This is a genomic window from Acidobacteriota bacterium, assembly GCA_026393755.1.
Taxonomy (GTDB): domain Bacteria; phylum Acidobacteriota; class Vicinamibacteria; order Vicinamibacterales; family JAKQTR01; genus JBAXOX01.
Genome location: JAPKZO010000023.1, coordinates 64,098 through 78,410, shown reverse-complemented (window position 1 = coordinate 78,410; position 14,313 = coordinate 64,098). Strand labels below are relative to the sequence as shown.

Genomic DNA, 14,313 nt, shown 5'->3' with positions numbered 1-14,313 from the left:
CAGTCGGCGGCGGTTTCAATCCAAATGATTGGACCGCCTTGCCGCTCGTTCGCCGAGAATCCGCCGGCGATGACGTTGAATCGTAAGCAGCGCGGCGGCTCGAAGGTGTATGAGTGAATATTCATTGATTATTTGAACGTTGATTCACGAAACGTCTAGATAATCCCCCTTTCATATTCGGCATCATTGTTGCATCTTTGCAATCGGGTCTCGACTAATGGCTGTCGGTTGCCCCCTAATTTCGATCAAGCCGCAGTCTCCCGGAATCGCGCCAGACTGGCGATGGCGTGACCATCTGAAGCGGGGGAGCGATGGCTGACGGGAGACCTCGTTCGGTTCACTTCCTTAAGGAGCACGCTATGCATTCTCTCTGCAAGACCCTCATCCGCGGGGTTGTGCTAGCCGGGTTCGTGGTGGCCTGGCTGGCGACACCGGGGACGGCCTCGGCCGCGACGTCGCCGCAGGCGGCCGCCAAAGCGCCGGCCGCGCACGCGACCGGCGAGTTTGCCGGCAAGGACACCTGCCTGGGTTGCCACGAGGACAAGGGAAGCGCGTTGAAGGACGGCCCCCATGCCCGCGTTTTCAATCCGAAGTCGCCGATCTCGGCCCAGGGCTGCGAGAGCTGCCACGGCGCCGGGAAGGAACATGCCGCCGCGGGTGGTGATACGACGAAGATCATCGCGATTGGCAAGCTGTCGGGGCAGCGGGCAAGTGAAATCTGCACGACCTGCCACGACCGGACCAAGCACGCCCTGTGGGGCGGCAGCCAGCACGATCAGCGCAATGTGGGCTGCACGAGCTGTCACAGTGTGCACGCGGCCAAAGGGCCCAAGCAGTTGAAGGCGGCAACCGAGATTGCGCTTTGCGGGAACTGCCACAAGAACATCACCAACAAGCAGAACCGCTTCAACCACATGCCGGTTCGCGAAGGCAAGCTGAGCTGCTCGTCGTGCCACAACGTGCACGGCAGCGCCAACGTCAAGCTGCTCAAGACCGGCACGACGGTCAACGAGGCCTGCACGAGCTGCCACTCCGAGAAGCGCGGCCCGTTCCTGTGGGAGCACATGCCGGTCGTGGAGAACTGCACGACCTGCCACGATCCGCACGGCACGAACAACGACCGCATGCTGGTGGCCAAGCAGCCGTTCCTCTGCCAGCGCTGCCACGTCACCTCGCGCCATCCTCCAACGATCTATGACAACCTCACGCTCAAGACGTCCGGCAACGCCAACAAGATCTACGGACGTGCCTGCGCGGCGTGTCACCAGATGCTTCATGGATCCAACGCGCCAACCGGCAAGGCGTTCTTGCGGTAACGAAGGAGGAATGCAATGCGCAACAGAGTGATGACAGTGACTGCGGCGCTCTTGCTGGCCTCCGCAACCCTTGCGATGGCCCAGACAGAGCAGAAGAAGACCCCGCCGGCGGCGCCGGCAACAACGGAAGACACGGTGTCGCTCGGAACCATTGATTTCGGCGTCCGTGGCATTTCGGTGACCGGCGACAAGGCCCGCTTCATGCGGTATCAGGATCTGCGTAACGGTGCGAATATCAACCTCGCGCTCGGCAAGCAGACCAGCACCCACGAGTTCAGCCTGAACGGCTCGAATCTGGGCTACAAAGACGAGAACATCAACGCCAGCTTCGTCAACAAGATGGTGAACGTGACGGCGTTCTTTGATCAGTTGCCGCTCAACTACGGTCTCGACGGGATGACCAGGACCCCGTGGGTCGAGTCATCCAAGGGCGTGTGGACCCTCGACGCGGCGGCCCGGGCCGCGGTTGAAGCCAAGACCGCAACTGGCGTGCTGTGCGCGCCAGGCCTGGCGGCTACCGCGACCTGCAACGTCAGCACGGCAGCGGCGGTGCTCGGCTATCCGTCGATCTACCGGAACCTGGCGAAGCCGTTCGACATCACGGCGCAACGCGACACCTTCGGCTTTGGTGTGGGCATCGCGGCGGCGAAAGATGTCGACGTCGACGTCACGTTCCAGAGCGCCAAGAAGAGCGGCAACCAGCCGTACGGCATGTCGTTCGCCTTCAACAATGCGAACGAACTCCCAATGAGCCTGGACAACCGGACCAACGACTACGGGTTCGGCGTCTCCTGGGGCGGTGCCCACGGCATGGTGCGTCTCGCCTACGACCGCTCGGTGTTCACGCAGAACATCGCGTCGGTCACCTGGGACAACCCGATCCGTGCGACCGACTGGAACGACGGCCAGGCGATTGACGGGGTCAACGGCCCCTGGGACCCGAGCGCCTACAGCAACGGCAACGGGCCAGCCAGAGGCCGCATCGCGATGGCGCCCAGCAACACGCTGGATATGATGAGTGCCACGGCCGTGGCCCATCACTTGCCGGCCCACAGCACGTTCAACGCGAGCGTGTCGTTCGGCAGTTCGAAGCAGAACGATGCGTTCATTCCGTGGACGATTAACCCCGTGATCGCCAACAGCGCGACCTACGCCTGGTTCCCGGGTCTCGCGTCGCTCCCGCGCAGTTCGGCGCAAGCGCAGATGGACATCATCAACGCGGTGTTCAACTTCACCTCGCGGCCGGCGCCGTGGGCGGGCGTGACCGCGCGCTATCGCTACAGCGATCGGAAGGACCGGATGCCGCAGTTCGTGTCGGACAGCACGGTCCGGTTCGACGGCGTGCCCGAGGGCGGGATTGCGACCCCCCTGTTGTATGAGACCGAAGCGTTGAACGCCACCCGCACCAGCTTGAACGTGGATGCGACGTTCACGCCGATTCCCTTCACCGCGATTCGCTTTGGCATGGGTAACGAGAAGTACGAGCACTCGGCGCGGGCGTTCGCGGTCTTGAACGAGACGACCATCCGGTCGTCAATCGATACGGTCGGCAACCAGTACGTACAGGTGCGGGCGATCTTCGAACGCAGCCGCAGGGTCGGCGAGGGCTTCGATGAGGCTGCCATACCGGATGGTGGCGGTCAGCCGGCGTCACGCTGGTACGACGATGCCGACCGGACGCGGGATCGCGGCACGCTGCTGCTGACTATTTCGCCGCTGGCGTATCTCGATATCACCGGATCGTACGCGTCTGGCAACGACAAGTACGACGAAGCGGAACAGGCGTTCGGGCTGCTCAGCAACAAGAACACCTCGACGAATGCGGGGATCACCGTGACGCCGAACAGCCAGGTGGCTTTCGGGGCCAATTACGGACAGGACACGTTCAACTCGTTGCAGCGGTCGCGCACGGCAAACCCGTTCTCCGGCGTGGCCGGCGCGTATGAGAGCTGGAACGACCCGAACCGTGAATGGTCGCTGGCCACTGACGAGAAGGTCAAGAACTTCGACCTGTTCCTCGATCTCTTCAAACTCATTCCGAACGCGGATCTCCGATTCGCCTACACCTATAGCGATTCGAACAACTCGTTCATCCACGGCGGGCCGCGCATCACGGCGCTGCTGACCAACGCCATCCTGACGCCGGGCGACACCAAGCCCTGCGCGACCGGGTACACCTCCTGCTTCGAGCCTCTGCCAAACGTCACCAACAAATGGCAGCGGCTGACAGCGGACGCGAAGATCTTCGTCAACAAACGCGTGGATCTGGGCGTGTCGTACTGGTACGAGAAGCTCGATGTCAGCGACTATGCCGCCATTAACAACGCGGACGGCACACCGCGGATTGATTACCTCGGCGCATTGACGACCGGCTACGGTAGCCGGCCCTACAAGGGCAGCACGTTCTTCGGCCGTGTCATCGTGAAGCTGTAGGACTGACGACGGCGCGATCGCGCCCGCAAGGATCTGACTCGACCCGGTCGCCCGCGTTGGCGGCCGGGTCTCTTTTTTTGTCCAGCGGGGCCGCGTATCGGCTAATATTGAGACAGAGTCTCAGTATCACATCTCGCGGTCCCTGGGTTCTCTGATCGGATTCCCGCCTTCGCCCTACGCGATGTCCGATGGCTTCGGCGGGCAAGCGGGATTCGGAATTGGTGAGCCGGAATTGGGGACTCGGACCCGGGATCGCCGCCCCTCGACCTTGCTCGGGGCGTCCTGAGCAGCGCCGAAGGACGGGCTCCAGCCCGGCAAGAGGTGAAATGACGTGATCCGCTCGAAGAGGTCCTGATGTCCTGTGCCCAGACCGCTGTCTCCAAGACAGCTGCCCAGCCGCTGCTCCGGCTCCGGGCACGCCCGCTCCGCATCGCCCTGGTCGGCAATCCGAACGTCGGCAAGAGCGTCCTCTTCGGCCGTCTCACGGGCCAGTACGCCATCGTGTCGAACTACCCCGGCACGACCGTCGCCGTCACCAACGGCCGCGCCCTGATCGGGGCCGAAGTCTGCGATCTGATCGACACTCCGGGCGTCAATGCACTCGAGGGAGCAGTCAGCGAAGACGAGATGGTGACGCGCCGGATCGTGGCTGGCGACGGCGTCGACGTCGTCGTCCAGGTGGTCGACGCCAGCAACCTGCGTCGGGGCCTCATGTTGACGTCGCAGCTGGCTCTCTACGGCAAGCCCCTGGTGCTGGCGCTCAATATGGTCGACGAAGCCCGCAGCCACGGGATCGATGTCGATTCGGAGGCGCTCGCGCGGCGTCTCGGCGTGCCGGTCATCGAAACGGTCGCGACAGAAGGTCGAGGCGTCGCCGCGCTGCGCCGGGTGTTGCCGGATGCCGTCGTGCCGTCGACAGGCTTCGAACCGGGCCGCGATCATGCGGCCTGGGGTCATGCGCTCGCCTCGGAGTTTCGTCGGCAGCGTCCCAGAGCGGGCCGACGCGTGCAGGAACGGCTGAGCCGACTCGTGCGCGAACCGCTGACTGGGCTGCCTATCCTGGCTGTGGTGCTCTACCTGATGTATCTGGCCGTCGGCGTGTTCGGCGCGCAGACGCTGGTCGGCCTGATCGAGACGCACGTCTTCCAGGCCTTCATCAATCCCGGGGCGGTCGCTTTCTTCGATCGCTTCGTGCCTGTGGCGTTCGTGCGCGACCTGTTCGTCGGGGAATACGGATTGATCACGATGGGTCTGACCTACGCGGTGGCCATCGTGCTGCCCGTGGTGGCGACGTTCTTCTTCGTGTTCGGCTTCCTCGAGGACTCCGGGTACATCCCGCGTCTGGCCATCTTCAGTGACCGCATCTTCCGCGCGATGGGGCTCAACGGAAAGGCGGTCCTGCCGATGGTGCTCGGACTGGGCTGCGACACGATGGCGACGATGACGACGAGAATCCTGGGGACGCCGAAGGAACGACTGATCGCGGTACTCCTGCTCGCGCTCGGCATTCCCTGTTCAGCTCAACTCGCGACGATCCTCGGTATTCTCGGCGGGATTTCCTTCGCGGCGGTCGTGACGTTGTTTGCCGTCGTCTTGGGGCAGATGTTTCTGGTCGGTTTCCTTGCCGCGCGGGCGCTGCCCGGAGAGCGATCGGAGTTCATCCTCGAGCTGCCGCCGATCCGCTGGCCCCACATGCGCAACGTTGTCTACAAGACCGGGCTGCGGGTCCGATGGTACCTCGGCGAGGCGGTGCCGCTGTTTCTGGTCGGCACCGTGATTCTGTTTGGCCTGAGCCGGCTTGGGTGGCTTGCGGTCCTCATTCGGAGCGCCGAACCGCTCGTTGTCGGTCTCCTCGGGCTGCCTGCCAAGACCGCGCAGGTCCTCATCATGGGGTTCCTGCGCCGGGACTACGGCGCGGCAGGTTTGTTCGCCATGGCCCGCAGCGGCCAGCTGTCAGGCGCGCAGGCGGTGGTGGCGCTGACGGTGATGACGCTCTTCGTGCCGTGCGTCGCCAACTTCCTCATGATGATCAAGGAACAGGGCTCGCGGGCGGCCTTTGCCATTCTAGGGGTCGTTACCGTGATTGCGATTGGAACTGGCGCCGGGCTCAACGCGGCGCTGAGGGTGCTTCATGTCACGTTTTGAATCGACGCGCCGGCTGTCCTCGCTGGCGGCTGGCGACAGGGGCCGCGTCGCGCGAGTCCTGCGGGACAACCCCGCCCGGGCCGATCGGCTCGGGGCGCTCGGCGTCACTCCCGGGGCCCCGGTTCACGTGCTCCAGACCTTTCCCGGCGTCGTGTTCATGTGTGACCAGACCGAGGTCGCCATCGAACCGGCGGTGGCCAGTGCCATCCTGATCGAACTGGCCAGATAGGCGGTCCCAGCCTCCAGGCACGGCATTTGCCATGGGGGCATCAGAGGGTCCGTTGTGTGCCGGGTTTCCGCAGGTGTGAGGGTGGCCGATGGCGACGTCGTTTGTTGACGTGTTGATCGAAGAACACCGCGGCTTCAAACTGATGCTGTCGGTGCTCGAAGCGATGGCCGCGCGGCTCCGCGGGCGGGGTGAGGTGGCCCCCCGGATGATGGCCGATGTTCTCGACTTCTTCGAGACGTTCAGCGATCGGCACCACGCACGGGAGGAACAGGCGCTGTTTCCCGTGCTGGCGCGCCACGGCATGAGTCGAGACCAGACCGTCGTTCACGCGCTGCTCGCGCAGCACGACGCCGGGCGCGCCTACGCCCGGAAGCTCCGGAACGATCAGTCGCGCCTGCTGGCGGGCGATCCCGCAGGCGCCGACGACTTCGTGTCGCACGCACTCGGCTACTGCGAATTGATCCGGGAACATATCCGGATTGAGGACGGGTACTTCTACAAGCTGGCGGATTCGTTGCTGACCGAAGCCGAACAGCAGGGCGTCATGAGCGAATTCAGCGTGCCTGTCGGCGGGCCTGCCGCGGGTGCAGAGCAGGAACGGTTCCTGCGCATGCTCGATGACTATCCGGGAATTGTGGCCGCCTGGAAGTAGGAGAGAAAAGGGGGGCGGACCTCGCCCCCTTTCCTTCGTTATCCGCCGGCTCTCTTGTTCATGACGGTCTTGTCGGCGCTGGGGTGAGGCGAAGCGGGACGTCGAGACTCGACGTCGCAGGCACCGCTCATTCAAGTCTGGACGCCCATTCGCGGCAGCACCCATACCTGCAGCACCACCCAGATCACCAGAAATGCGATCGGACCGAGATAATCCATCAGGCTACGCCGTCCCTTCCCGGTGCGCGGTTTCCAACGTCTTCAATGCGCGGCGGAGGCGTTCATCGGCCTCGCGCGCCACCTCTTTGAGTTCAGGATTGCCGCCGACGATGCCGAGCGCGGCCATCGGCGCCATCGCCGACACGACACTGCGGCCGGGGGTCTCGCTTTCGTACACAATCACGTTGCACGGCAGCAGCAATCCGACCTCGAGTTCGGCCTGAATGGCGCGATGGGCCAGCGGGGGATTGCACGCGCCGAGAATCGTGTATTTCCGGAAGTCCTTGTCGAGCTTCTCTTTCAGCGTCCGCTTGACGTCAATCGTGGTGAGCACGCCGAAGCCCTCGGCCTTGAGTGCCTCCATCGTGCGCTCGAGCGCCACCTCGTAGACCAGCGCGACCTCGATGCCCATTCCGTAACGTGTTTCGTTCATGAACCACTCCAATCCGAGCCGCCGAGGGAGCAGCGACTGTTTGAAAAACCGGTGTCAACGCCCGTTCTGGCGGATCGAAATCCCGCCCGCGTACGCAGGCGTTGACGCCGTCCCCATTTTACCCTCGAACTCCCAGCGTCCGCAGGATGCTCATCATGGGGCACCAGTTGGTCAGCGCGGACTGCGCCAGATTGAGGCCCACAAAGGCGGTGAACCAGAAGAACCCCGGGTGTACCCAGATTCCCAGCAGTACGCTGGCCAGGACAAAGATGCCGGCGATGAGCCTCAACGTCCGTTCGACATTCATCGATTCTCTTCCCTCTCCACCGCGGCGTCCAGCCGCGCGCACTCACTGATCGACCGGTACAAACAGCATCGGAAGCGTGCAGGCCCTGACGAGACGCTCGGCGATGTCGCCAAACCACGCGTGTCCATGCCGGCGGGCCAGGCCGACCACCATCATCGAAGCCTGGGGATCGCACAACATGTCATCCACCGCGCCGATGGCTCGTTCGCCGACACGCCCGCCGAAACTCCCGGCGATCCCCCCGGCGTAGTGCCGCGCCTCACCATCAAACTCTGGTCCCGCCACCCCGACCAGGTGGCTGAAGATCCGCACCGGATCTGCCTCCGGCGAGGTGGCCCGTGTGACCAGCACCGGAACGCGAGCTTCGCGCACGACGCGTTCTGCCACCGAACCGATCCACCAGCGGCTCGGGCCGCGGCGTCCGTGCGTTCCCATCACGACGAGATCGGCGCCGTCGGCGGCCACGAGGATGGAGGGCACCGGCGGTCCGTCAACCAGTTGCGTCGTGGCGTGGGGGACAGCCCGGTGGACGAACGCGGCCAGGTAGCGCGCCGCTTCGGTGCGCGAGGCGGCCAGATGCCGCTCCACGCTGCTGAGTTGATCGTGCGTGAAGTAGGGCGGCACGTCCAGCGTCTCGGCGTGCAGGCCCGCCACGGAAGCGTGATGGGCCGTCGCCAACACACCGGCGATCGCCAGCGCGCGAGCGGACGCCTCCCCGAAGTCGACCGGCACCAGGATGTGTCGTGGCGGATAGGTCCACATGATGCTTCCTCCTCCCAGCTCCCGAGAGAGCCTCAGACTCCGGCCACGTCGGACGCCTGCCTGGCAGCCCGCCGCTGCAGGCGTTTGTTGGTCACGTAGTACATCACCGGCACCGTCGGCAGCGACAGCAGCAGCGAGGCGAGTCCTCCAGCCATGAGTGAAATCGCCAGTCCCTGGAAGATCGGATCGAACAGGATGACGGCCGCTCCGACGACCACGGCGGCTGCGGTGAGTGCCATCGGCCTGTATCGGACGGCGCCCGCATCCACGACCGCTTCTTCGAGCGGCATGCCCTCACTGAGGCGCAGCTCGATGAAGTCGACCAGGATGATGGAATTGCGGACCACGATGCCGGCCCCGGCAATGAACCCGATCACGGATGTCGCCGTAAAGAACACTCCGAATATGGCGTGGGCCGGCAGGATGCCGACCAGCGAAAACGGAATGGCGACCATGATCGTGAGCGGCGTCAGGAAACTCTGGAACCAGCCGACCACCAGGATGTAGATGAGCAGCAGCACGGCGGCAAACGCCAGGCCGAGATCTCTGAATACTTCGTACGTGATATGCCATTCGCCGTCCCACTTCATCGCGTAGCGCGACGTGTCGAATGGCTGCCTGGCGTTGAAGATCTCGAACCGATATCCCTCGGGCATGCGCACCTGGTCGATCGCGCGGTTCATCGCGAGAATCGCATACACGGGGCTCTCGAATGCCCCGCCGACGTCGCCCACCACGTACGTGACCGGCTGCAGGTTCTTGTGGTACACGCTCGGCGGCTCACTCGTCGTCACCGTCCGTGTGAGTTCGCCGATCGCGGCGTTCGATTGCCCTACCACGCGCACGCTCCGGATCGCGTCCAGCGATCCCCGATCGGCGCGGGGCAGGCGCAGGATGATCGGGACATCGCGCCGGGCCTGGTCGTCGTGCAGCAGACCGGCCGGCTGGCCGGCACCAGACATGCTGACGATGGCAGCCACGGCAGAAGCCGGAACGCCGGCCGCGGCGGCCTTCTCGCTGTCGACCTCGAGCCGCACCTTGATCTGCGGCGCTTCGACGTACCAGTCGACGTCGACGACGCCGGGGGCCTGTTCGAAGATCGTCCGGACCTGTCGTGCGAGTTCCATGCGCCGTGCCTGGTCCGGGCCGTACACCTCGGCAACCAGGGTTTGCAGGACGGGCGGCCCGGGCGGGACTTCGGCCACCTGAACCCGTGCGCCAGCCCTCTGCGCGATCGGGAAGATGGCCTGGCGGACCCGCTTCGCGATGGCGTGACTCTGAGCGCTGCGCTCATCCTTCGAGACGAGATTCACCTGCAGATCAGCCTGATTCTGACCAGTGCGCAGGAAGTAGTGCCGCACGAGGCCATTGAAGTTGTACGGGGAGGCGGCGCCCACGTAGGTCTGGACACTGGTGACTTCGGGTTCGACGGCAGTGGCTCGAGCGATTTCGTTGGCCACACGCGCGGTATCTTCGAGCGGCGTGCCCTCTGGCATGTTGACGATGATCTGAAACTCACTCTTGTTGTCGAACGGAAGCATCTTGACGGTGACGAGCTTCAACGGCACCAGGGCCATGGCACCCAGCAACAAGATGGCCACGCCGCCCAGAAACGACCAGCGCACCCGGGCGTCGCTGATGATCCTCGTCATCAGCCGGCGATAGAGCCCGGTGAGCCGGTCCTCGGCGACGTGCTCGTGGCTGCCTGCGCCGCCGAGCAGCCGCTTCGCCGCCCAGGGGGTCGCCACGAACGCGACAATCAGCGAGAACACCATGGCGGCGATCGCTCCAACCGGGATCGGCCGCATGTAGGGCCCCATCAGACCGCCGACAAACGCCATCGGGAGAATCGCCGCGATCACGGTGAGCGTGGCCAGGATGGTGGGGTTGCCGACCTCGTCGACGGCCTTGACGACGATAGCGGAGAAACTGGCCGACTCCTCATTCGAGAGACGGGCATGCCGCACGATGTTCTCGACGACGACGATGGCGTCATCCACCAGGATACCGATTGAGAAGATGAGGGCGAACAGGGTGATCCGGTTCAGCGTGTAGCCGTAGATGTAGAAGACTGACAGCGTCAGCGCCAGCGTCACCGGGATGGCGACGAGCACGACGGCGGCCTCGCGCCGGCCGAGCGTGATCCAGATCAGCAGGCCGACCGACAACACCGCAATCAGCATGTGCCAGAGCAGTTCGTTGGACTTGTGCGAGGCCGTGTCGCCGTAGTTTCGCGTGACAGTGACGTTGAGGTCGGCAGGCAGGACGACGCCGCGCAGGGTGTCGACCTTCTGGGCGATTCGTCGTGTCAGTTCAATGGCGTTGACGCCCTTGCGCTTGGCGACCGAGACGGTGACGGCGGGGTAGGCACGACCATCGGGCGTGTGATAGGTGACATAGCTGGTCGGCTCGCCATCTTCGTCGCGGACCGCAGCGACATCCCGGAGCCAGACCGAACGTCCGCCGCGGCTATCCACAGCGAGATCGGCCAGTTGGGCTGTCGTGCGAATCCATCCCCCGGACTCGACGAGGCTGACCTGGTTTCGGCTGACCACGTCACCGCCGCGCTGGCGCGCGTTGGCGCCCTGAATAGCTCTCGACACCGACAGCGGATCGAGCCCATACGACGCCAGCCTGGCCGGATCCAAATCGACCGAGATCTGACGCGGCCGACCGCCCGTGATAGTGACCTCCGAGACATCGGCGAGTTCCTTGATCGCGTCGTGCATCTGCTCGGCGATGCGACGAAGTTCGGTGTCCTGGTAACGGGCACCCCACAGCGTGAGCGCCATCACCGGCACGTCGTCGATCGAACGCGGCTTGACGAGGGGAGGCGTGACGCCGGGCGGCATCAGGTCCATGTTGGCCAGGAGCTTCTGGTTCAACCGGACAATGGCCTGTTCCTGGTCCTGGCCGACCAGGAAGCGGACAATGGCAATCGACATGCCCGGACTCGAGGTGGAATAGACGTACTCGACGCCGGGAATCTCCCAGAGCAATTTCTCGATCGGCCGAGTGACACGCTGTTCGACTTCGGTCGGGGACGCACCGGGCATCGCGACCATCACATCGATCATCGGCACGATGATCTGCGGCTCTTCCTCGCGCGGAAGGCCGACAATCGACAGGACGCCCACACCGATAGCGGCCAGGAGGAACAACGGCGTCAGCTTGGAATCCATGAAGGCCGCCGCGAGGCGGCCAGCGAGCCCGTGTGGTCGCGTCATCAGCGTGCACCCGCCGGCACGGGTGATCCGTCGGTCAGCGCGGGCGATGGCGCCGCGACGACGCGTTCGCCTTGGAGCAGGCCCGATCGAATCTCGACGACGCCGTCTGACGGTTCACCCGCATTCACCATCCGAAGATGCGCTCGATTGTCACGTTCAACTACGTACACGAACGCCAGCTGGCCTCGTCGCACGAGCGCGGAGACAGGCACAGCCAGGCCGGGTCGGGTCGAAGCCAGGAATCGCGCCCTGCCGTACATCCCGGAGCGCGCCTTCGTCGTCGGTGGGAACTCGATCTTGACGAGGAAGTCGTGACTCTCGGCTGAGAGCATCCGGGAGACCTCTGAAACCGTGCCGTCGAACTCCTCGTCCGAGGCAGCTTCGGGCCGGCCCGAGCCACTGGCGTCTGTGAGCGACACTCGGACCACTGCGCCCACGCTGACCAGAGCGGCGCGGGATTCGTCGAGGCGCACATCAAGCCGGAATCGCCGCGTGTCCTCGACGCTGAGCAAGGGTTGGCCCGGCGCGACCATCGAGCCAACGTCGACAGACTTCTCCGTGACGACACCATCGAACGGTGCGGTCAATGTGGCATACGACGCCATGGCGCTGGCCCCGGCGACGGCGGCAGCCGCCGCCTCGATTTCGTCGTGCGACGCAGTGACGCGAGCCTCAGCGCCCTTCGCGCGTGCCTCGGCCGATCGCAGCGCGGCGACGGCGTCGTCAAGTTCTCCCTGGGTTGCGGAGTTCTTCGCCTTGAGTTCGCTGACGCGCTTGTGGCCGACCTGAGCGAGCGAGAGCATGGCCAGCGCCACCTGCCGGTCAGCCTCGGCCATCGACGCGGCCTGCCTGGCGCCGGCTTCACCCGCCATCGAACGAGCCCTATTGGCCTGGAGGTCGCGTCCGTCGAGCACAATCAGCACCTGTCCGGCACGGACACGGTCGCCCGGCTTGACCGGGACGCGGCGCACCTCCGCCATGATTCTGGCGGTAATGTTCGCCAACGTCGTGGCGCGCACCACACCGCCGGCTTCGAACGTCTGCCGGAGGTCCTGTGACCGAACGTCAATCACTGTGACGGCGACCGGAGATGAGGCACTCGTCGCGCGGGATTCTGGCCTGGCGCAACTGGTTGTTGAGACGAGGGCCGCGCATCCCAGCGCAGCCGCGAACAGGTATTGTGTCATCGGCATTACTGACCTCGCGCCCGATCGACGAGCGCCCGGTTGACGAAAATATCCACGATGGCGGACGTGTATTGGAGATCCGAGTCGACGACCGCCGTGGCGGCACGCAGCACGTCATTGACGGTGACGAGACCCGCTTCGTACCGATCGCGGATGATGCGCTGGCTTTCGCGAGCCTGAGCACGGGCCGTGCGGGCGACGTCACCGCGCGCCCGGGACTCGTCAAGACGCGCCACGGCTGAACGCCATTCGACGCGCGCGTGGGCCTCGGCCCGATCGCGTTCGGCCTGTGCCCGCTCCAGGGCGGCACGAGCCTCCCTGAGCTTCGCCGCGTCGGCCATACCAGAAAAGAGGTTCCAGCGAACGGCCGCGCCGACCGTCCAGGAGGAGACGTGGCTCGAGAGGGAGCCGCCGTTGAATTCATAGTCCCCCTGCACGACCGCCTGGGGCAGCCAGGCCGATCGTGCGGCCGACACCTGAGCCGAGGCGATTTGCGTCTGGATAGCGACGCGCGCCACGTCGGTTCGGTTCTTCAGAATCTCCGAATCGTCGCCGGACGCTGCCGGCCGTGTGTCGTCAGGCGGCTGCACCGGCTCCTGCAGCTGGAAGATCGAGTCGATTGGCTCGCCCATCACTTCGTTCAGAAGGGCCCGCGCAATGGTTTCCGCACTGGCCGCCGAAATCGCGCGTTGCCGCATCTGGGCGAAGTAGACGCGAACCGCGAGCACGTCGGCCTCGGTGGCCAGACCCGCGTCGCGGCGGTGCTCGGCGCGCGACACATCCTCTTGCGCGCCAGTGATGGCGGATTCGGCCACGCGGCGTTGGGCCTGCGCCATCAGGACCCCGCCATACGCCTGCGTCGCGGCCAGTCTCAGCGCCTGGATGGCATCGCGGGTGCCAAGCGCAGCCGCCTGCGCGCCCAGATTGGCCATGCGCATCCCGGCGCTCATGCGCCCGGCATCGAATACCACCTGCTCGGCGCTGAAGGCGGTTCGGATGTTCGTGAGGGCGTCAGGGTGATTAAGCGCCACGATATCGAAGTTGGCCGGCCCGAATTGGCGCTGCCCGAGCAGCGATCCGAACACGAACACGGGCTGGTTTCCCCGCTGCCACGATTCGGTCACGTCGACCCGGGGAAGGAAGATCGACCGCGCCTGATCCACGCGCGACGCGGCCTCTACCTCGGAGGCACGGGCTGCGCGTACGCCCGGGTTGTTCCGGGAGGCTCGACCGATGGCCTCCTCAAGTGCCAACGGATTCTGCGCCGCCGTCCACCCGGGAAAGGCGAGGAGCGCCAGAATGGCGGCAATGGAGATGCGCTTCGTGCTCTGGATATTCATAGGTGCCATCCAGAGATTCACGGTTGGGTCCGGAGGTTACAGTTTCGCTCTCGACCGGCGAATC

General features: G+C 64.9%; 11 protein-coding genes. 5 read left to right on the top strand and 6 right to left on the bottom strand.

From position 1 onward, the window contains the following. Positions 1-359: 359 nt before the first annotated feature. From NTV05_09205 to NTV05_09185, 5 genes are all read left to right on the top strand, one after another. Positions 360-1,316 carry a DmsE family decaheme c-type cytochrome gene (locus NTV05_09205; GenBank protein ID MCX6544578.1) on the top strand — a complete coding sequence of 319 codons (957 nt, stop codon included), beginning with the start codon at positions 360-362 and terminating at the stop codon, positions 1,314-1,316. Positions 1,317-1,331: 15 nt separating this feature from the next. Continuing rightward, positions 1,332-3,749, top strand: a complete 2,418-nt coding sequence (locus tag NTV05_09200; protein ID MCX6544577.1) for an MtrB/PioB family outer membrane beta-barrel protein — start codon at positions 1,332-1,334, stop codon at positions 3,747-3,749. 354 nt (positions 3,750-4,103) lie between these two features. Beyond that, the gene (locus NTV05_09195) at positions 4,104-5,894 is read left to right on the top strand and encodes a ferrous iron transporter B (protein MCX6544576.1); all 1,791 of its coding nucleotides are present in this window, start codon (positions 4,104-4,106) and stop codon (positions 5,892-5,894) included. Beyond that, positions 5,881-6,123 (top strand): FeoA family protein, encoded by a 243-nt coding sequence (locus NTV05_09190; protein ID MCX6544575.1) that lies wholly within the window; start codon positions 5,881-5,883, stop codon positions 6,121-6,123. Before NTV05_09195 ends, NTV05_09190 begins: the two co-directional genes overlap by 14 nt. Positions 6,124-6,211: 88 nt before the next feature. Continuing rightward, positions 6,212-6,775: a hemerythrin domain-containing protein gene (locus NTV05_09185; GenBank protein MCX6544574.1), complete on the top strand. Its 564-nt coding sequence runs from the start codon at positions 6,212-6,214 to the stop codon at positions 6,773-6,775. Positions 6,776-6,997: 222 nt separating this feature from the next. Here the strand turns inward: NTV05_09185 and NTV05_09180 are convergent, their stop codons facing one another. The 6 genes from NTV05_09180 to NTV05_09155 all read right to left on the bottom strand — a co-directional run bounded on the left by NTV05_09180 (position 6,998) and on the right by NTV05_09155 (position 14,249). Further along, positions 6,998-7,426 carry a DUF302 domain-containing protein gene (locus tag NTV05_09180; GenBank protein MCX6544573.1) on the bottom strand — a complete coding sequence of 143 codons (429 nt, stop codon included), beginning with the start codon at positions 7,424-7,426 and terminating at the stop codon, positions 6,998-7,000. 118 nt (positions 7,427-7,544) lie between these two features. Beyond that, complete coding sequence (locus tag NTV05_09175; GenBank protein ID MCX6544572.1) at positions 7,545-7,733, bottom strand: DUF2892 domain-containing protein; 189 nt, start codon at positions 7,731-7,733, stop codon at positions 7,545-7,547. Positions 7,734-7,775: 42 nt separating this feature from the next. Next, on the bottom strand, positions 7,776-8,495 hold the full coding sequence (locus NTV05_09170; protein MCX6544571.1) for a universal stress protein: 720 nt from the start codon (positions 8,493-8,495) through the stop codon (positions 7,776-7,778). 32 nt (positions 8,496-8,527) lie between these two features. Further along, the gene (locus NTV05_09165) at positions 8,528-11,722 is read right to left on the bottom strand and encodes an efflux RND transporter permease subunit (protein MCX6544570.1); all 3,195 of its coding nucleotides are present in this window, start codon (positions 11,720-11,722) and stop codon (positions 8,528-8,530) included. Further along, on the bottom strand, positions 11,722-12,915 hold the full coding sequence (locus NTV05_09160) for an efflux RND transporter periplasmic adaptor subunit (GenBank protein MCX6544569.1): 1,194 nt from the start codon (positions 12,913-12,915) through the stop codon (positions 11,722-11,724). Before NTV05_09160 ends, NTV05_09165 begins: the two co-directional genes overlap by 1 nt. Continuing rightward, entirely contained in the window at positions 12,915-14,249 is a 1,335-nt protein-coding gene (locus tag NTV05_09155; GenBank protein MCX6544568.1) for a TolC family protein, read from the bottom strand. Before NTV05_09155 ends, NTV05_09160 begins: the two co-directional genes overlap by 1 nt. Between the last annotated feature and the right edge of the window lie 64 nt (positions 14,250-14,313).

Excerpts from the sequence above, each read along its gene's own strand:
- NTV05_09170 (MCX6544571.1), bottom strand. The coding sequence starts at position 8,495 with ATGTGGACCTATCCGCCACGACACATCCTGGTGCCGGTCGACTTCGGG.
- NTV05_09200 (MCX6544577.1), top strand. The coding sequence starts at position 1,332 with ATGCGCAACAGAGTGATGACAGTGACTGCGGCGCTCTTGCTGGCCTCC.
- NTV05_09160 (MCX6544569.1), bottom strand. The coding sequence starts at position 12,915 with ATGCCGATGACACAATACCTGTTCGCGGCTGCGCTGGGATGCGCGGCC.
- NTV05_09155 (MCX6544568.1), bottom strand. The coding sequence starts at position 14,249 with ATGAATATCCAGAGCACGAAGCGCATCTCCATTGCCGCCATTCTGGCG.
- NTV05_09185 (MCX6544574.1), top strand. The coding sequence starts at position 6,212 with ATGGCGACGTCGTTTGTTGACGTGTTGATCGAAGAACACCGCGGCTTC.
- NTV05_09165 (MCX6544570.1), bottom strand. The coding sequence starts at position 11,722 with ATGACGCGACCACACGGGCTCGCTGGCCGCCTCGCGGCGGCCTTCATG.
- NTV05_09205 (MCX6544578.1), top strand. The coding sequence starts at position 360 with ATGCATTCTCTCTGCAAGACCCTCATCCGCGGGGTTGTGCTAGCCGGG.
- NTV05_09195 (MCX6544576.1), top strand. The coding sequence starts at position 4,104 with ATGTCCTGTGCCCAGACCGCTGTCTCCAAGACAGCTGCCCAGCCGCTG.
- NTV05_09175 (MCX6544572.1), bottom strand. The coding sequence starts at position 7,733 with ATGAATGTCGAACGGACGTTGAGGCTCATCGCCGGCATCTTTGTCCTG.
- NTV05_09180 (MCX6544573.1), bottom strand. The coding sequence starts at position 7,426 with ATGAACGAAACACGTTACGGAATGGGCATCGAGGTCGCGCTGGTCTAC.
- NTV05_09190 (MCX6544575.1), top strand. The coding sequence starts at position 5,881 with ATGTCACGTTTTGAATCGACGCGCCGGCTGTCCTCGCTGGCGGCTGGC.